Origin of the sequence: Nocardia aobensis NBRC 100429 (assembly GCF_000308375.1) — a bacterium.
In the GTDB taxonomy this organism is placed as follows: domain Bacteria; phylum Actinomycetota; class Actinomycetes; order Mycobacteriales; family Mycobacteriaceae; genus Nocardia; species Nocardia aobensis.
The window spans coordinates 36,888-53,874 of the sequence record NZ_BAFQ01000053.1 but is presented as its reverse complement, the minus strand read 5'-3'; the positions used below and the strand labels follow the sequence as shown (position 1 = coordinate 53,874).

General features: G+C 68.3%; 14 protein-coding genes and 1 tRNA gene. 11 read left to right on the top strand and 4 right to left on the bottom strand.

Annotated features, from left to right (window positions below):
* Positions 1 to 17: 17 nt before the first annotated feature.
* Positions 18 to 1,478: an aldehyde dehydrogenase gene (locus RJ03_RS06930; protein ID WP_218000933.1), complete on the top strand. Its 1,461-nt coding sequence runs from the start codon at positions 18 to 20 to the stop codon at positions 1,476 to 1,478.
* A 50-nt stretch (positions 1,479 to 1,528) separates the two neighbouring features.
* The gene (locus RJ03_RS06925) at positions 1,529 to 1,876 is read left to right on the top strand and encodes a hypothetical protein (RefSeq protein WP_157163359.1); all 348 of its coding nucleotides are present in this window, start codon (positions 1,529 to 1,531) and stop codon (positions 1,874 to 1,876) included.
* A gap of 25 nt (positions 1,877 to 1,901) precedes the next feature.
* On the opposite strand, the gene RJ03_RS06920 is transcribed toward RJ03_RS06925, so the two are convergent.
* Genes RJ03_RS06920 through RJ03_RS06910 form a run of 3 tightly spaced genes read right to left on the bottom strand, consistent with a single transcriptional unit; the run spans position 1,902 to position 7,317 of the window.
* Positions 1,902 to 2,594, bottom strand: coding sequence for a hypothetical protein (locus RJ03_RS06920; RefSeq protein WP_036499243.1), 693 nt, complete (start codon positions 2,592 to 2,594; stop codon positions 1,902 to 1,904).
* Positions 2,591 to 6,064 (bottom strand): indolepyruvate ferredoxin oxidoreductase family protein, encoded by a 3,474-nt coding sequence (locus RJ03_RS06915; protein WP_036499125.1) that lies wholly within the window; start codon positions 6,062 to 6,064, stop codon positions 2,591 to 2,593. Before RJ03_RS06915 ends, RJ03_RS06920 begins: the two co-directional genes overlap by 4 nt.
* Positions 6,061 to 7,317 (bottom strand): amidohydrolase family protein, encoded by a 1,257-nt coding sequence (locus RJ03_RS06910; protein WP_036499122.1) that lies wholly within the window; start codon positions 7,315 to 7,317, stop codon positions 6,061 to 6,063. The genes RJ03_RS06915 and RJ03_RS06910 overlap by 4 nt, the downstream gene beginning before the upstream one ends.
* 218 nt (positions 7,318 to 7,535) lie before the next feature.
* On the opposite strand from RJ03_RS06910, the gene RJ03_RS06905 reads away from it, so the two are divergent.
* The 6 genes from RJ03_RS06905 (at position 7,536) to RJ03_RS06880 (ending at position 12,496) form a co-directional block, all read left to right on the top strand.
* A complete protein-coding gene (locus tag RJ03_RS06905; RefSeq protein WP_036499119.1) occupies positions 7,536 to 8,921 on the top strand; it encodes a dihydrolipoyl dehydrogenase family protein in 1,386 nt (461 codons plus the stop codon).
* 57 nt (positions 8,922 to 8,978) lie between these two features.
* On the top strand, positions 8,979 to 9,320 hold the full coding sequence (locus RJ03_RS06900) for an MmcQ/YjbR family DNA-binding protein (protein ID WP_036499116.1): 342 nt from the start codon (positions 8,979 to 8,981) through the stop codon (positions 9,318 to 9,320).
* Between the two features lie 37 nt (positions 9,321 to 9,357).
* A complete protein-coding gene (locus tag RJ03_RS06895) occupies positions 9,358 to 9,801 on the top strand; it encodes a nuclear transport factor 2 family protein (RefSeq protein WP_036499111.1) in 444 nt (147 codons plus the stop codon).
* 111 nt (positions 9,802 to 9,912) lie between these two features.
* Complete coding sequence (locus tag RJ03_RS06890; RefSeq protein WP_036499107.1) at positions 9,913 to 11,127, top strand: DUF445 domain-containing protein; 1,215 nt, start codon at positions 9,913 to 9,915, stop codon at positions 11,125 to 11,127.
* Positions 11,128 to 11,215: 88 nt separating this feature from the next.
* Positions 11,216 to 11,291 (top strand) — tRNA-Gly (locus RJ03_RS06885).
* Positions 11,292 to 11,575: 284 nt separating this feature from the next.
* Positions 11,576 to 12,496 (top strand): aromatic prenyltransferase, encoded by a 921-nt coding sequence (locus RJ03_RS06880; protein ID WP_036499104.1) that lies wholly within the window; start codon positions 11,576 to 11,578, stop codon positions 12,494 to 12,496.
* 117 nt (positions 12,497 to 12,613) lie between these two features.
* Here RJ03_RS06880 and ectB read toward each other — a convergent pair whose 3' ends face one another.
* On the bottom strand, positions 12,614 to 13,867 hold the full coding sequence (gene ectB / locus RJ03_RS06875; RefSeq protein WP_036499103.1) for a diaminobutyrate--2-oxoglutarate transaminase: 1,254 nt from the start codon (positions 13,865 to 13,867) through the stop codon (positions 12,614 to 12,616).
* A 208-nt stretch (positions 13,868 to 14,075) separates the two neighbouring features.
* Between ectB and RJ03_RS06870 the strand changes: the two genes are divergently transcribed.
* From RJ03_RS06870 to RJ03_RS06860, 3 genes are read left to right on the top strand one after another with little or no spacing between them, the layout of a single operon-like run.
* Complete coding sequence (locus RJ03_RS06870; protein ID WP_036499101.1) at positions 14,076 to 14,882, top strand: ABC transporter permease; 807 nt, start codon at positions 14,076 to 14,078, stop codon at positions 14,880 to 14,882.
* Complete coding sequence (locus RJ03_RS06865) at positions 14,875 to 15,696, top strand: ABC transporter permease (protein ID WP_036499100.1); 822 nt, start codon at positions 14,875 to 14,877, stop codon at positions 15,694 to 15,696. Before RJ03_RS06870 ends, RJ03_RS06865 begins: the two co-directional genes overlap by 8 nt.
* Complete coding sequence (locus tag RJ03_RS06860) at positions 15,693 to 16,862, top strand: ABC transporter ATP-binding protein (RefSeq protein WP_083870635.1); 1,170 nt, start codon at positions 15,693 to 15,695, stop codon at positions 16,860 to 16,862. The genes RJ03_RS06865 and RJ03_RS06860 overlap by 4 nt, the downstream gene beginning before the upstream one ends.
* Positions 16,863 to 16,987 lie beyond the last annotated feature (125 nt).

Sequence of the window (16,987 nt, the reverse complement as noted above, 5' to 3'; positions counted from 1 at the left end):
GCGTGACCGATCGGCTGATGTACCGGCGTGAGTTCTACATCGGCGGCAAGTGGGTGCCACCGGCCGGTGTCGAACGCTTCGCGGTGATCTCGCCGTCCACCGAGGAGGCGGTCGGCGAGGTGCCGGTGGCCGGCACCGCCGATATCGATCGGGCCGTCGCGGCCGCGCGCACCGCCTTCGACGACGGCCCGTGGTCCCGGCTGTCCCCCGGCGAGCGGGCCGGCACACTGGCCCGCGCAGCCGAACTGCTCCGCAAACGCGAGGCCGATATCGCGGCCGTGACGGTCGACGAAATCGGCTGCCCGGTAAGCCAATCCAGACAGGCACAGACCGGTATGGTCGCGGCCCTGTTCGACTATTACGCGGAGCTGATCCGCGACTTCGACTTCGAGCACACGGTCACCGCCGGCGACCGGTCCGGCCTGGTCACCAGGGAACCGGTCGGTGTCGTCGCGGCCGTGGTGCCGTGGAACGCCCCGGTGACGCTGGCGGCGTGGAAGACCGCACCCGCGCTGGCGGCGGGGTGCACTGTGGTGATCAAACCGCCGCCGGAGTCGCCGCTGAGCAACTTCGTCCTGGCCGAGGCATTGGACGAGGCCGGAATACCTTCCGGCGCAGTCAATGTCGTGCCCGGCGACCGAGAGGTCGGTGAGTATCTGGTCACCCACCCGGGCACCGACAAGGTGGCCTTCACCGGTTCGACCGCCGCGGGTAAACGCATCATGAGCGTATGCGGTGAACGGGTGCGGCGGGTGTCGCTGGAGCTGGGCGGCAAGTCCGCGGCGGTCGTCGCCGACGACGCCGATATCGCGACCGTGCTGCCCGCGATCGTCAAGGCCGCGATGCATATGTCCGGTCAGGTCTGCGGTGCGCACACCCGGGTACTGGTGCCGCGCTCCCGCTACGCCGAGGCGGTCGACGCCGCTGCCGCGGCCGCGGCAGCGGTCCGGGTCGGCGATCCGCACGATCCGGCGACCCTGGTCGGTCCGCTGGTGGCTCGGCGTCAGCGCACCCGCGTCGAGCACTACATCTCGCTCGCCCGCGACGCCGGTGCGCGGGTCGTGACCGGCGGCGGCCGCCCCGCCGCGCGGCCGCGAGGCTGGTACGTGGAACCGACGATCCTGGCCGAGGTCGACAACACGATGCGGGTGGCGCGGGAAGAGATCTTCGGCCCCGTGCTGTGCCTGATCCCGCACGACGGCGACGACGACGCCGTACGCATCGCCAACGACTCGCCCTACGGCCTCTCCGGCGGAGTGTGGTCCGCGGATGCCGAGCGCGGGCTGGCGATCGCCCGGCGGCTGCGCACCGGCAGCATCGCGATCAACGGCACCTACCCGCCGTTCCCCCGGGTGCCGTTCGGCGGCTTCAAGGAATCCGGGCTCGGTCGCGAACTGGGCCCGGACGGGCTGCACGGTTTCCTCGAACCCAGAAGTATCGGACTGCCGGCCGACTTGCGCCGGGATGCCGGAAACTGAACGGCCGCAGCGTCGTTCGGCAGTTGTTTGCGCGAAGGAAGTGGTATCCGATGCGAACCGGATCACGAATGTGCGGTGCGGTGTTCGACGGCGAACTATTCGTCCGCGCCACGGTCGAATCGGCCGGGCCCTGTCCGGCGCGCGCGGACTACATCGAAATCTGGTTCTCGACCACTGAAGGCCGCTGGAAGTGGTGCTTCCCGGAACCGGCCCCGTCGGACCGCCCCGTGGAGCCCACCACCGACCTCGCGTTCACCCTGGACAACTACGGCGCGCAGGCACATCCGATCGTCGACGGCCGCATCCAGCCGGCGATCCTGAGCGCGGCCGCGCTACCGATGGTGCTGGCCGGGACCCCGGTGCACATCTCCCGGCGCCTCGTGGTGATGTGCCGCTGACTTATCCGGCGCGCACTCCGTCCGCTCAGCTGGACAGCACCACCTCACGAGCAGCGAGAAACCACGAACGTTCGAACAGTCCATCCGGTCCGGAGGGCCCGTTGTCGCGAAACCAGTCGATGCGCGTGCGCAGGCCGGCGACGTCGTCGAAGTAGACCTCGTTCACCGCGTCGTAGGCGGCGCGGATCGCCGCCACCGGATGGTTCTGGACGTAGGCGCGACCACGAGCGGCGTCGGGTATCGCCACCGTCGCGGCGCCCGGTCGCCGCACCGTACCCGCATGCGTCGTCCACCGCGTCGCGAACTCTTCGGCCGTCAGATTCGCCGCCCGTACCGCGACCGCCATATGTTTGAGCCGGTCGCCGCCGTCGTCCCACCGATGTTCCAGCCAATCACCGCCGCGCAGAACATGTTCGCGGGCAATCACTTCCGCCGTGCGGTCCGGCAGCGTCACCACATCGACGGCGTCGTCGGTTCCTCGTCGCCAGCGGTCGTGGCGACGCAGATGCCGGATATCGCGAAACCATTCGACGACCACACCGTCGTGCCGGGGTCCCGGCCCGGTGAGCTCGGGCAGGACGGTGCAGACCGCCAGCCGCACCGGTCGCAGTCCGCTGGGCGCGTCCGCCGCCGCGGCACACAGCAGCGGCCATTGCCGGGCGAAAGCATCGAATGACAGCTGCGGTGACCTGGTGGCGAAACGCAGACGTTTGATCACGGCAGCGCCCCGCTCGACTCGGAAACCGCTGCCGCCGAATGGTGTTCGAGCCGCCATGCCGCGATCCCGGCGCGCCACTGCTCGATGCCGCGTTCCTTGATCGGTCCGTACCCCGTGATCGCGGCCGCCGAGGCCGCCAGCTCGACCTGCTGGTCGTAGGGCAGGTCCGCGCCGGGATCGGTGATCTCGGTGACGAGCCGCGCGTACTCCACGATGAGCGCGCGTTCGGCGCGCCGGTCGCGGTCCCACCCGAACGGATCGAACGGTGTACCGCGCAGCCGTTTCATCCGCCGCAGCACGCGGAAGGCCAGCGCGCAGGGCCGGCCCGCCGGCAGCTTTCGCGCCATCCCCAGGCGCCGCAGGATCGGCGGATGCAGGTGATAGGTCAGCGCGTAGCCGCCGTCGAGACCGAGTTCGGCGGCCACCGCGTCGTAGTCCGCGGCCAGATGAAGACGCGCGACCTCGTATTCGTCCTTGTAGGTCAGCAGGGCGAACCACGACTCGGCCACGGTGCGGGTCAGTTCCCACTCCCGCGCGGCATCGTCGCGCGCGGCCACGTATTCGACGAGGTCGAGATACCGGCGCGCACGACCCACGCTCTGATAGTCGATCACCTGAGCGGTCCGGCGAACCAGCCGATCATGGAGTTCGGCCGGAAGGACCTGTTGCGCCACAAGCCTTTCCCCCGACACACCGGCCGCCGGCGTCGGCTCGTACCCGCGCGCGGTCGAGGCCACGCGCTCGTCCCCCAGAGCCGCCGCGACCGCTGCGGGGTCGTGCACGAGCCAGCGCCCCCATGCGAAGGCGAGCCGGTTGTCCGCCGCCGACCGGCCGCGCCCGGCCAGCGCCCCCGCCATATCGGCGGCCGACACCGGCAGTCCGCCCAGCTGAAACGCCGCGCCCAGCACCACCACATTCGCGGGCAGGTGATCGGCGAAGACGCGCTCGGCGACGCGTCGCGCATCGATCACCGACGTCCGCTGCGCACCGATCCGATCGGCGATCGCGGCTTCCAATGCCGCCACATCGGGGGCCGCGGTGTGGCTCTGCAACATCGCCGCCGTCGGCGTGACGTTCCGGTCGACCACCGCGATCGCCTGTCCCGCACGGGCTTTCGTCAGATGGTCGGCCGAGGCGGCCTGCAGAATATCTCCGGACAGGTACAGGTCTGCGCCGCCGCCGCTCACCGCCGCCGCGGTCAGTCCTGCGCGATCGGCCGCCAGGTGCAGATGGGACACCACGGCGCCCGCCTTCTGCGAAAGCCCGGTCTGATCCATACCGCCGACCACCCAGCCCGCCGCCTCGGCGGCCCGCACGAGAATCCGGTTGGCCGTGACTATTCCGGTGCCGCCGATTCCGGTGAAGTAGATGCTGTAGCGTTCGCCGACCGCAGGGGGCGCCGGCTCCGGCAGCGCTCCCGAAGGAAGTCGCGGACGCTCGCGGCGGCCCCGATGTCGCCGACGCGCACCGGCTTTCGGCTCGATGGTGACGAACGACGGACAGTCGCCGGCCAGGCAGGTGTAGTCGCGATTGCACGAGGAATCGTGGATACGCCGCTTCGTACCGAATTCGGTGTCCACCGGCAGCACCGACAGACAGTTACTCTTGGTTCCACAGTCGCCGCAGCCTTCACACACGGCCTCGTTGATGACGACCCGCCGCGGCGGCTCCGGCAGCAGACCGCGTTTGCGCAGCCGCCGCGCCTCGGCCGCGCACCGCTGGTCGTAGATGATCACCGTCACCCCGGGCACCGTCCGCAGCCGCTGCTGCACCTGCGCCAGCCGATCGCGGCCCAGCACCTCGACACCCGGCGCCCATCGCGGGCGCCGGCCGTAGCGGCCGGGATCCTCGGCGCAGACCACGATCTCGCGCACCCCCTCGGCCTGCAGTTCCCGGGTGAGGGCGGGCACGTCCCGCAGTCCGGTCACCTCTTGGCCGCCGGTCATGGCGACCGCCGCGTTGTAGAGGATCTTGAAGGTGATGTCGGTTCCGGCGGCCACACTCGCGCGGATGGCGAGCGTGCCGGAATGGGTCAGCGTGCCGTCGCCCAGATTCTGAATCAGATGGGGCGCCTCGACGAACGGGGACAACCCGATCCACGGCACCCCTTCAGCGCCCATCGGCGTCGGCGGCAACATCGTCAGGTCGCGATTGCGGGCCTCGAAATACATGATGCCGTGACAGCCGACCCCACCGCCGACCAGCGCGTCCTCCGGCGCGACCGTGGACCGATTGTGCGGGCAGCCACTGCAATACGCGGGCGCGCGGGCCGGCGTCACCAACAGCGGCAGCTCGAGCCGCGGCGGTGCCGCCGGGCGCAGCGCCGGAAGAACGCGGTCGAGTATCTCACCCACGGACTTCGGATCGAGGACACCGGAACCGGCCACCAAGGGCACCCCGTCACGATCCCGCTTGCCCAGCACCGGAATTCGACGCTCCGCCTCGTGCAGCACCGCGCGCAGCTGCGTCTCGACGAACGGCCGCTTCTCCTCCACGACCAGCAACCGCCGCACCGAATCCGCGAACTCGACAACGGTCTCCTCGACCAGCGGGTAGGTCATGCCCAGCCGCAGAATGCGCACACCCGCCGCGGCGAGATCCGCGAGCCGGACGCCGCGCTCCGTCAGCGCCTGCACCACATCGAAATACGTCGCGCCCGCGCAGACGATGCCGAGTTCGGCGGTCTCCGGGCCGACCGTCCGGTCGAGACCGTTGTGCCGGGCATAGGCGCGGGCCGCCCACAGCCGATGCTCGTTGATCAGCTCTTCCTGGCCGGGCACCGCATGCGGGCCGATGGTCGCCTGCGGTCGATGCGTCCAGATCCGCCCTCCGATACTTACCCGCGGTTCGGCCGGGCGGTGGCGTCCGAGATCCGCGTCGACCGTGCCGATTCCGTCGGCCACAGCGGTGACGATCTTCAGACCGACCCAGCATCCGGCATACCGCGACATCCGGAAGGCGTGGATCCCGAGGTCGAGAACGTCCTGCTGATCACCCGGAAACAGCACCGGCATCCCGGCGTCGGCGAAGGTGTACTGGCTGTCGCAGGCCAAGGTGGACGATTTCGCGGCCGGATCGTCACCACAGAAGACAACCGCGCCGCCGCCCGGCCCGGCCCCCATCGCATTGGCGTGTTTGAGCACATCGCCCGAGCGATCCAGTCCCGGCCCCTTGCCGTACCAGGCCCCCACCACGCCGTCGACACCGTCGTAGGCGAGGGCGGCGCCCATCTGGCTGCCCCAGACGGTGGCCGCCGCGAGCTCCTCGTTGAGTCCGGGCCGGTGCACGATGCGATGCCGCTGCGGTTCGTGCCGCTCCAGTTCCAGATCGAAACCGCCCAGCGGCGATCCCGGATATCCGGAAACCATGGTGGCGGTGGTCGTTCCGTCGCGAAGGTCAAGTTCGTGGCGCAGCGCGAGCAGACGCACCAGGGTCTGCACTCCCGAGAGCACCGGCGTCGCAGCCGTCACGGATAGACCTCGGGATCGACGTAGGCGACGACGCCGCCTTTGATCACCGTCCGCAGCTTCGAATGATCCTGCAGCACAGCGATATCCGCCGTCGGATCGCCGTCGACGACGATCAGGTCGGCCAGCATTCCGGCTCGGATCTCACCGGTGTCCAGGCGCGCCGCCGGGCCCATGTTCCGGGTGGCGGTGTGGATGGCCTCGATCGGCGACATGTCGATCAACTCGACATAGCGCTGCAATTCCGCCGCATAGGTGCCGTGCCGGGTCCACTGATGCCCGAAGTCGCCACCCGACAGGATCCGAATGCCGGCCGCCTTCAGCTTGTGCAATCCGTCTATCTGGGCCCGCAATTCGTCGCGATAGCCGGAGGCCTCGACCTGTTCCCCGCTGATCCCCCACTCCTGCGCGCGGCCCGAGACCACGGCGTACAGATAGTGCAGGCCCGGACATACCCAGACATCGTCGCGCCTCGCCTCCAGCACACTCAATGCCTCGTCATCGAGGTAGCAGGCGTGATGGATGATGCGGACACCGGTGCGCGCGGCCATCGCCACGCTGGCCGCACCGCGAGCGTGCACCGTCACGAATGCGCCGTAGCGGTCCGCGACGTCGACTGCCGCCGAAAGCATCTCGTCGTTCATGTAGACGTCCTCGGACGGATGCGCGGGCACCACACCGTCGCCGGAGATGAACAGTTTGAGCGACCGCACGCCGCTGTCGCACTGCCGCGCGACGACCTCGCGGATATCGCGGACACCGTCGACGACCTCCATCAGGCCGCCCTCTTCGCCGCCGAGACCTCCGCGCTCGGCGATCATCGCCCCGCAGGGAATCAGGCGCGGCCCCGCGATCAGCCCCCGCTCCACCGCGTCGTGAATGAGCAGATCGTCCTGCGGCTGCGTGGCTCCCGCGCCGATCAGCAGGGTGTAGCCGCTGTGCAGATAGGTCTTCGCCACGGCCGCGACGTCGAGGATGTGCCGCCCCGGCGGTGCCGCGGCGACGGCCGCGTGGTCGAAGACGAAATCCAGCGGCCAGCTGATGTGTGTGTGCGCGTCACCGAGGCCGGGCAGCACCGTGGCGCCGCGCAGATCCACCACTCGCACGGCTCCCGGATCGATGTCGATCTCCGCACCGATCGAGACCTCCGCGATCCGATCCCCCTCGACGAGTACCGATCCCGCGCGCGGGTGTTCGGCGAGATCACCGCCGCAGGTCAGGATCCGCCCATTGGTCAGCAGCATTCGCTCTGTCATCAGCGACCTCCAGTACTGAGCGAGTACTTACTTTATCACCGGGCGACGGTTGCGAGAGTTGAATTCTTACTTTCGAGAATCATCCATCCGCTCGCGGCACCGTGCAACGGAATGCACGATCCGCACCTGTCGATCCCCCACCGGCGGCGTCCCAGCTGTCACCATGGTCTCCGGGACCCCGCCGTCCCCACCGTGTCGAATCAGAGGAGCGTGATCGCATGCCCGCCGAAACCCCGGCGACCGAATCCGTGGATGCCGTCGTCATCGGCATGGGGCCCGGCGGGGAGGCCGTGGCGACCGAATTGGCGCGGGCCGGGCTCGCGGTCGTCGGCGTCGAAGGCCGGTTGCTGGGCGGCGAATGCCCCTACTACGCCTGCGTGCCGACCAAGATGATGGTGCGCGCCGCCGAGACCCTGGCCGAGGCGCGCCGGGTCGGCAAACTCGCGGGAAGTACCCAGGTGCAGGCGGATTGGGCGCCGGTGGCGAAGCGGATCCGTGACCAGGCGACCGACGACTGGGACGACAAGGTCGCCGTCGAACGGTTCGAATCCGCCGGCGGCACCTTCGTGCGCGGCTGGGGACGCATCACCGAGCCGGGCCAGGTCCGCGTCGATACCGCCGACGGACCGCGCGAGTTCCGCGCCCTGCGCGCGATCGTGCTCAACCCCGGCACCGCCCCGTCCGTTCCGCCGATCGAGGGCTTGGCCGACACCCCGTACTGGACCAACCGCGAGGCCGTGACCACCACCGAGGCGCCCGAATCCCTGATCGTGCTCGGCGGCGGACCGGTCGGCGCGGAATTCGCGCAGATCTTCTCCCGATTCGGAGCCGAGGTGACGATGGTCGTACGCAGCCGGCTGCTCCCGCGCGCCGAGCCCGAGGCCGCCGAAACACTGGCGAAAACCTTTGCCGAAGAGGGTATTTCGGTCCGCACCGGCGTCGAGGCCACCCGAATCGACCACGACGGCAGCTATTTCACCGTCCGGCTGAGCAACGGCGATCCGATCCGCGCCCAGCGCCTGCTGGTCGCCGCCGGCCGCTACACCGACCTGTCCGCGCTGGGCGTCGGCGCCATCGGCCTGGACGAGCAGGCGCACGGCATCCGGGTCGACGACCGGCTGCGCGCCGCCGAGGGTGTCTGGGCGATCGGGGACGTCACCGGGCACGGCGCCTTCACCCACATGTCGATGTATCAGGCACGCATCGCCGCCGCCGATATCCTCGGCTCCCCCGGCGAACCCGCGCAGTATCACGCGGTTCCCAATGTCACCTTCACCGAACCGGAGGTGGGCGCGGTCGGGATGACGGAGTCGCAGGCCCGCGAGGCCGGACTGAGCGTCTGGACCGGCCGGGCCGAGGTTCCGGATTCGACCCGAGGCTGGATCCACGGGCCGGGCAATGCCGGATTCATCAAGCTGGTCGCCGACGCCGATCGCGGCATTCTGGTCGGCGCCACCTCGGTCGGCCCGGTCGGCGGCGAGGTGCTGAGCGCCCTGGCCGTCGCGGTGCACGCCCGGGTTCCGGTCACCACGCTGCGGGAGATGATCTACGCCTACCCCACCTTCCACCGCGCGATCGAGGCCGCCCTCGCCGATCTCGGCTAGCCGGCCCATCTCGCCGAACCGGCCGCGAGGGCACGAATTCGGCCGCATAATCGGCCCATGGCCGATGCCGACGACGTCCGGCGGATTGCGCTGGGACTCCCCGAGTCCATTGAAGCGCCGCATTTCGACATGCCGTCGTTCCGCGTCCGCAAGGCGATCTTCGCGACGCTGCCCGACCCCGCCCACGCGCACGTAATGGCGAGTGAAGCCGATATCCGGGAGGCGGTCGCGGAATATCCGGACTGCTGCGCGGAGAAGTGGTGGGGCAAGCGGCTGTCGGCGGTCCGCGTCGAGCTGGGCGCCGCCGACACCGGCCTACTGAGCGAGTTGCTCACCGACGCCTGGCGACACAAGGCGCCGCGCACGCTCGTGCGCGCCTTCGACGCGGCTTCCGAATAGCCCGCATCGTCGCCGAGCCGCTACCACTGGAGGAAATATGCTGTCGCTGCAAGAGATTTCGGATCGGATCGAGATCGAGGATCTGATGGTCCGATACTCCCATGCCGTGGACACCCAGCAGTGGGATCTGCTCGACGACGTCTTCACCGCGGACGCGCACATCGACTATTCGGCCATGGGCGGCGCCAGCGGTGGGCTGTCCGAGATCAAGAAGTTCCTCGCCACGGTGATGCCGAACTTCCCCGCCTTCCAGCATCTGATCAGCAACTCCTCGATCACCATCGACGGGGACAGCGCCACCGGCCGCACCATGTGCCACAATCCGATGCTCCTCGGCGGGGCGGAGGGTCAGCAGAACCTCATGCTGTGCGGGCTGTGGTACCTGGACACCTTCACCCGCGTCGACGGCGCGTGGCGGATCGCGCGACGGGTCGAGGAGAAGAGCTACATGTTCCTGGCCGCCACCCCCGGCTCCCAGTAGGCACTCCTCTAGAACCTGTTACAGTTCGCGCGTGCGGCTCGACACTTCTCCATCGTTCCGGCGCTGTTCGCCGAATCACCGCTGTGCAGCGATTTCCCACCGGGCGGACGCGTGATCGCCGATTTCACCGAGCACTGGCTGCTCTACTGCTCGATTCCGGTGATCGCCGCGTTCATCGGCTGGACCACCAAACTCGTCGCCGTCGAAATGCTCTGCCGCCCCTTGGAATTCCGCGGCATCCCGCCCTGGTTCGGCTGGCAGGGCGTGATCCCCAAGGCCGCGCCGCGGATGGCGACGATCGCGGTGGATCTGATGTTCTCGCGGCTGATCGATCCGCAGGAGATCCTCGGCCGCATCGATGTCGCCGAGCTCACCACCACCCTGCGCGAACCACTCGACGACGCCGTCGCGCACACCGTCGACGAGCTGATGATGCGCTACGAACCGCGGCTGTGGGTGACCATGCCGCAGTTCGCCCGCGAGGCGATGATCCGCCGCGTCCAGCGCGACGTCCCCGACCTCATCGACGAGATCGTCACCGACCTGCGGACCAATCTCGACCAGATCATGGATCTGCGCTCCATCGCCATCGACACCCTGGTCAACGACAAGGCGCTGCTGGTGGAGATGGTGCGCCGGGTGGGCCATCACGAGCTGCGCTTCATCGTGCGCTCCGGCCTGTTGTTCGGCACACTGCTGGGCTTCGTGCAGATGGTCACCTGGGCCTTCACCCACTCCTCCTGGCTGATGCCGCTGTTCGGCGGATTCACCGGCCTGGTCACCGACTGGCTGGCGCTGCAGATGATCTTCCGGCCGGTGCGGCCGTGGCGGATCTTCGGCCGAGTCTTCTGGCAGGGCTTGTTCCACAAGCGCCGCGAACAGGTCTGTATCGACTACGGCGATCTGATCGCCACCGAAATCCTCACCCCGGCCAAGATGCTCGAGGCGGTCCTCAACGGGGAGCGTTCGGACCGGCTGGCATCGATCCTGGCGCGGCGGATGGACGAATTCATCGATACCCAGTCCGCGCCCGCGCGACCGCTGGTGATGCTGGTCGCCGGCGACTCCATCACCCGGGTCAAACGCGAGATCGTCCCCGAGATGCTGGCCTATATCCGCAGTGCCGCAGCCGGATTCGAAGACCACGCGATGCGCACGCTGGATCTGCGCAACCTGGTGATCGAGAAGACCCGCCAGCTCACCGACGACGAATACGAAGGGTTGCTGCGCCCGGCGTTCAAACAGGACGAGTGGAAACTGGTCGCCATCGGCGGTGTGCTCGGCTTCCTGGTGGGTGAATTGCAGGTCCACCTCCTGCTCAGCTGACGCCCTATCCGCAGGTCGCTGACCTGCGGATTCGCGGTTGCGCGCCGCGATCGGCTATTGTTTTTCTCGCACCGCCGCGAGGCGGGATGCGGATGTAGCGCAGTTGGTAGCGCATCACCTTGCCAAGGTGAGGGTCGCGGGTTCGAATCCCGTCATCCGCTCCACGAGAGCACCGGATCGCCACGAAATATCGGCCCGGTAGCGTCGATCTTTCCCACTCGGGCGCATTCGACGTCCGCTTCTCCGAGCGCTCACCCTTCCTCGTTCGGCACGGGCTCTCGCACGTTCGGATCCGAGGGGCTCCCAGCAGCGGGCAGTCGGCGCAAGCCCATCGGCCACATCGCTTCGTAAACTCCAGTGCGCGTTCCGCATTCGACTGCGCCGACCGTCCGGCCGTCGTCTCGGCGGCACCGCGCTGTTGTTCGTAGCACCCTCTCAGGAAGGACGCATGTCCACCACTACCGAATTCGCGCTGGACGATCTGTATGTGGCCATCGAGAAATCCGCACGGCTGGCGAACGTCCCGTGCACCCGAGACGCGGTATGGCCGGTCCTGACCGCATTCGGCACGATGCTCACCCAATCGGTGATCTCTTTCCGAGTCGTCACCGAGGCCCGTCGTGCGGGAGACCTCGACTATCGCTTCCTCACGCTGCCGAAAGACATCGACCCCTACGACATCGCGCGCTCGAACGGACTGATCCCGCAGACCGATCATCCGATCGGATCCCTGCTGGACCAGGTCCGGAAACAATGCCCCGTCGACAGCTACGGCATCGACATCGGCGTCGCCGGCGGCTTCAAGAAGATCTGGCCGTTCTTCCCCGCGGACGACGTCCGGAACGTGGCGGACCTCGCCGCACTCCCGTCCATGCCGGCCGGCCTCGCCGACCACGCCCGCATGTTCGCCGCGCACGCCTTGGCGGACAAGGTCGGCCTGCTCGGCATCGACTATCACGACAAGACGATGAACGTGTACTTCCCCGGACTGCCCGCCGAGCACTTCGCACCCGAGGCCGTCGCCGCACTCCATCGGGACGCCGGACTTCCGGAACCGAGCGCGCAATTCCTCGCCGTCACCGCGAAAGCATTCGACATCTACGCCACGTTCGGCTGGGAATCCTCCCGGATCGAGCGACTGTGCTTCCCGGTGATCACACCGGATCCGGCCACGCTCCCGATTCCGATCGAACCGCGCTTCCAGGAACTCGCCGACAAGGCCCCGTTCGCCACGAACGATCGCCGATTCACCTTTGCCGCCACCTCGTCGCCCGCCGGAGAATCCTACAAATTCAGCTGGTTCTACCAGTGGCAGCCCAGAATCCTGGACAAGATGAAGACATCCGATTCGGAGCCGTCCGTTTCATAGCCGTCCGTGTCATACCGTCCGAGGCGCACCCGAAGGTGCGGGACCGGGCCCCGCAGCGGAAACCCGGTCCCGCGGCCGGCTGCCGGGTGTGGGTCGGCAGCCGACGGTCCGATCCCCCTAGCCGCGCCTGCCGCAGACGATATCGACAGCGCGCGCCAGTATTTCGAGTCCGTGATCCAACTCGGAATCCGAAATCGTGAGTGGCGGAAGCAGTTTCACAACCTCGTCACAGGCGCCCGAGGTCTCCACGAGCAGCCCCTCCTCGAAGGCGACCCGGCTCACCTTGCCCGCCTCCGAGGCGTCGTCGAAGACCAGGCCGTGCACCAAACCCCGGCCGCGCGTGGACAATCCGCCCACCGCATCCGCCACCCGCGCCAGCGCCGCACGTACCCGCTCGCCGCGGGCCAGTGTGGCGAGCTCGAGCCGGTCGTCGCGCCAGTACTCCTCCAGCGCCACCCGCGCGGTGACGAAGGCCGGGTTGTTGCCGCGGAAGGTGCCGTTGTGCTCACCCGGCGCCCACTGGTCCAGTTCGCGTTTCATCAACACCAGCGCCATCGGCAGGCCGTAGCCGCCGATGGACTTCGAGAGCGTGACGATATCCGGGGTGATACCCGCCGTCTCGAAGGAGAAGAACGGCCCGGTCCGCCCGCAACCCATCTGCACATCGTCGACGATCAGCAGAATTCCGCGCGCCGCGACCATTTCCGCGAGCCGGCGCAACCACTCGGCGCGGGCGATGTTCACCCCGCCCTCGCCCTGCACCGTTTCCACGATCACGGCCGCCGGCTTGTCCACCCCGGAGGAGGTGTCGTCGAGCATCCGCTCGATCCACGCCAGCTCGTCCGCACCGCCCAGGTAGCCGTCATAGGGCATCGGATGGACGTGTGGCAGCGGCACGCCGGCCCCCGCCCGTTTGGCGGCGTTACCGGTCACGGCCAGCGCACCCAGCGTCATGCCGTGAAAGGCGTTGGTGAAGTTCACCACCGTGCTGCGCCCGGTGATCTTGCGGGCCAGCTTCAGCGCCGCCTCCACCGCGTTCGCCCCGGTCGGGCCCGGGAATTGGATCTTGTAGTCGAATCCGCGCGGCACGAGGATCAGGTCGCGCAGCGCCTCGAGCAGGTCACGCTTGGCGACCGTCGACATGTCCAGGCCGTGGGTGAGCCCGTCGCGGGACAGATAGTCCAGCAGGGCCGCCTTCAGGATCGGGTTGTTGTGCCCGTAGTTGAGCGTGCCGGCTCCGGCGAAGAAATCGAGATAGTCGCGGCCCTGCTCGTCGCGGAGCCAGGCGCCGCGGGCGGTGTCGAAGACCGTCGGCCAGACCCGGCAGTATCCGCGCACATCCGATTCCAGCGTTTCGAAAACGGTGGTCATAGGCGGTCCTCAGGGGCGGGAGCCACCGCTGCGACCCCAGTGTGAAACATGACTGTTTCTAACACTGTGATGGAGGTCGCGGCAAGGTTTTGCGCAAAGCGATCCGGCCATCGGGTGCGACGACCATACCGACCGCTCGGACTGCCCTGCTCCGGTTCTTCGAAATTCGCTCGCCGAGCGGGGGACCACGTCGTATTCTGGACAACTTGTGCGCGCACTCTCGGGGGTTTATTCACATCTGTTCGGCGCCGGATTCAGGCGTCAATGGAATTACCGGTCGGCCGTCTTCGCGGGCTTGGCCGCCAATGTCGTCTTCGGCCTCATCCGGGCCGCGGTGATGATCGCGGCGGCGCGCTCCACGCCGGGCTTCGGCGGCTACACCGGTGCGTCGATCGGCGCCTACGTGTGGTTGTCGCAGGCCATGCTGGGCGCCCTGCGAGTGATGGGGCCACCGCACGATATCGCCGAGCGGGTGCGCACCGGCGATGTGGCGGTCGATCTGCAACGCCCCATCGATATCCAATTCTTCTATCTGGCAACCGATCTCGGCGGATCGTCGTGCACGCTGGCGCTGCGCGGCCTGCCGTCGGTCGCCACCGGTCTGATCACGGCGCAGCTGGTGTTGCCCGGCACCTTCGCGCCGTATCTGCTTGGCGCCGTCAGTGTCGTTGCGGCCGTGACGCTTTCGCTGTTGCTGTTGTTCTCGGTGAGCCTGCTGGGTTTCTGGCTGATCGAGACGCGCGGAATCCGGATGCTCTATCAGATCCTGTCCACGTTCTTCGCCGGCCTCTACGTACCCATCCATCTGTTTCCGGCACCGCTGGCCACCGCCGCGCGGCTGACCCCGTTTCCCTGGCTGCTGCAGGGGCCGGTCGACGTGCTGTCCGGCCGGGCGACGGGTTCGGCGGCGTGGTCGGTCATCGGCATGCAGGTGTTGTGGATCGCCATCGCGATCGGCATCGGCCGGACGCTCATCGCGGCGGGCCGGCGCAAACTGGAGGTGCAGGGTGGCTGAGCTCGCACCGTACGGCAGCAGGCTCACACCCTATGTGGCCGTGCTGCGTTCGCGGATGCGCTCACAGCGCGCCTATCCGCTCTCCTTCGCCACCGACCTGTTCTCCTCCCTGTTGATCGGCGTGGTCGAATTCGCGGAGATGTGGCTGATCTACCACAACGTCACGGCGCTGGGCGGCCTGAACTCGACCCAGATGCTGCTGCTGTTCGGTCTGTCCAACCTCAGTTTCGCGCTCGCCCAGATCGCCGTCGGCCACACCGACACCCTCGCGACCTACATTCGGATGGGCACCCTCGACGCCTTCCACCTGCGCCCCCAGCCCCTGCTGCTCCAGCTGATCACCAGCGATGTATCGCTGCGGCGGCTGTCGCGGGCCACCGTCGCGGCGGTGGTCCTGACCGCCGGCCTGATCGGCAACGATATCGATTGGAGCCCAACGCATATCGTGCTGGCGGTGAGCAGCACACTGAGCGGGATCGCCATTTTCGCCGGCCTGTTCGTCTGCGCCGCGGGCCTGCAATTCCACCTGGTGGACGGTTCGGAACTCACCAACAGCTTCACCTACGGCGGATCCTTCGCCGCCCAGCAGCCGAGTTCGGTGTTCTCCGGCCCGCTGCGGGCGCTGTTCGGATTCGCGATACCGGTCTCGTTCGTCGCCTATCTGCCCACGATCGCTCTCCTCGGCCTTCCCGGACCGGCGTGGCTGCCCGCCGGGCTGGCCTGGTTCGGACCGCTTGCGGCGCTGTGGGTTTGGATAATGGCGTTGACGCTCTGGCGCAACGGGGTACGCCACTATCAGGGAGGGGGCGGATGAACACCGTCGAAGTATCGGAACTGACCAGGCAATTCGTGCTCCGGCGCAGCCGCCGGGGCCGCCGCGGGCACATGCGCGAAGTGCTCACCGCCGTGGACTCGATGAGCTTTCGCATCGAAACCGGTTCGGCGGTCGGCTATATCGGCGCCAACGGAGCCGGAAAATCCACCACGATCAAGATGCTCACCGGCATCCTCGTGCCGACCTCCGGCACCGTGCGCACCTGCGGGCTCGACCCGGTGCGCCGGCGGCGCGAACTGGCCGGGCGGATCGGCGTGGTGTTCGGCCAGCGGTCACAGCTGTGGTGGGATCTGCCGCTGCGCGAATCGTTCACCATTCTGGCCGCCATCCATCGCCTGGAACCGGACGCGGCGCGCCGCCGCACGGACGAACTCGTCGAACAGCTCGAAATGGGACACACCCTCGACACCCCGGTGCGTCAACTCTCCCTCGGACAGCGAATGCGCGCCGAAATCGCCGCGGCGCTCCTGCACCGTCCGGAGCTGCTGATTCTCGATGAGCCGACCATCGGCCTCGACGTGCTCTCCAAACAGCGGCTACGGGAATTCCTGCGCCGGGAACGGGCGGAAAGCGGCACCACGCTGCTGCTCACCACCCACGACATGGGCGATATCGAGCGCCTCTGCGAACGGGTACTGGTGGTCGACCACGGCCGCCTCGCCTACGACGGCACGCTGCCGGGCCTGGCGCGCACCGTCGGCGCGCGCCGCGTCCTGGTGGTGGATCTGGCCCGGCCCAGTGACGATCTCACCGGCCTCGCGGGGGCGACACTGCTGGCCGCCGAGGCCGACGGCATGCGGCAGCGGCTGGCCTTCGATCCCGAGATCACCACCGCCGCACAGCTTCTCGCCGCCATCTCGAATCGGGTCGAGGTGCGCGACCTGTCCATCGAGGAACCCGATATCGAGGATGTGGTGCGCCGCATCTACTCCGCCGGAGACGGCACCGCCCCGGCGCCCGCGGGCGCCGGGGCAGTGACCCGGGGCACGATCCCCGGGGGCGGGCCGGAATCAGCCGCCGAACGACCCGGTGAACAGGGTGTTCAGGACACCGCTGAGGGCGGCGCTGCCGGTGTCGAGGATGCCGCTCAACGCGGCGCTACCGGTGTCGATGATGACCGGAATCATGCTTCTACCTCTCTGTAGGGGGCACAGGCCGTCGACCCCCGTGTCGGGCGATCGACCAGAACCCACCCTGCTGCCCGGAACTTAATCGCCGCTGGCCGGTAGCTGAGAGTGACGTAAGAGCCGCTGTGTGGAGTGTCTCCGTA

Coding starts and splice junctions, on each gene's coding strand:
- RJ03_RS06930 (WP_218000933.1), top strand. CDS start 18: ATGTACCGGCGTGAGTTCTACATCGGCGGCAAGTGGGTGCCACCGGCC.
- RJ03_RS06905 (WP_036499119.1), top strand. CDS start 7,536: ATGCCCGCCGAAACCCCGGCGACCGAATCCGTGGATGCCGTCGTCATC.
- RJ03_RS06910 (WP_036499122.1), bottom strand. CDS start 7,317: ATGACAGAGCGAATGCTGCTGACCAATGGGCGGATCCTGACCTGCGGC.
- RJ03_RS06895 (WP_036499111.1), top strand. CDS start 9,358: ATGCTGTCGCTGCAAGAGATTTCGGATCGGATCGAGATCGAGGATCTG.
- RJ03_RS06880 (WP_036499104.1), top strand. CDS start 11,576: ATGTCCACCACTACCGAATTCGCGCTGGACGATCTGTATGTGGCCATC.
- ectB (WP_036499103.1), bottom strand. CDS start 13,867: ATGACCACCGTTTTCGAAACGCTGGAATCGGATGTGCGCGGATACTGC.
- RJ03_RS06900 (WP_036499116.1), top strand. CDS start 8,979: ATGGCCGATGCCGACGACGTCCGGCGGATTGCGCTGGGACTCCCCGAG.
- RJ03_RS06925 (WP_157163359.1), top strand. CDS start 1,529: ATGCGAACCGGATCACGAATGTGCGGTGCGGTGTTCGACGGCGAACTA.
- RJ03_RS06860 (WP_083870635.1), top strand. CDS start 15,693: ATGAACACCGTCGAAGTATCGGAACTGACCAGGCAATTCGTGCTCCGG.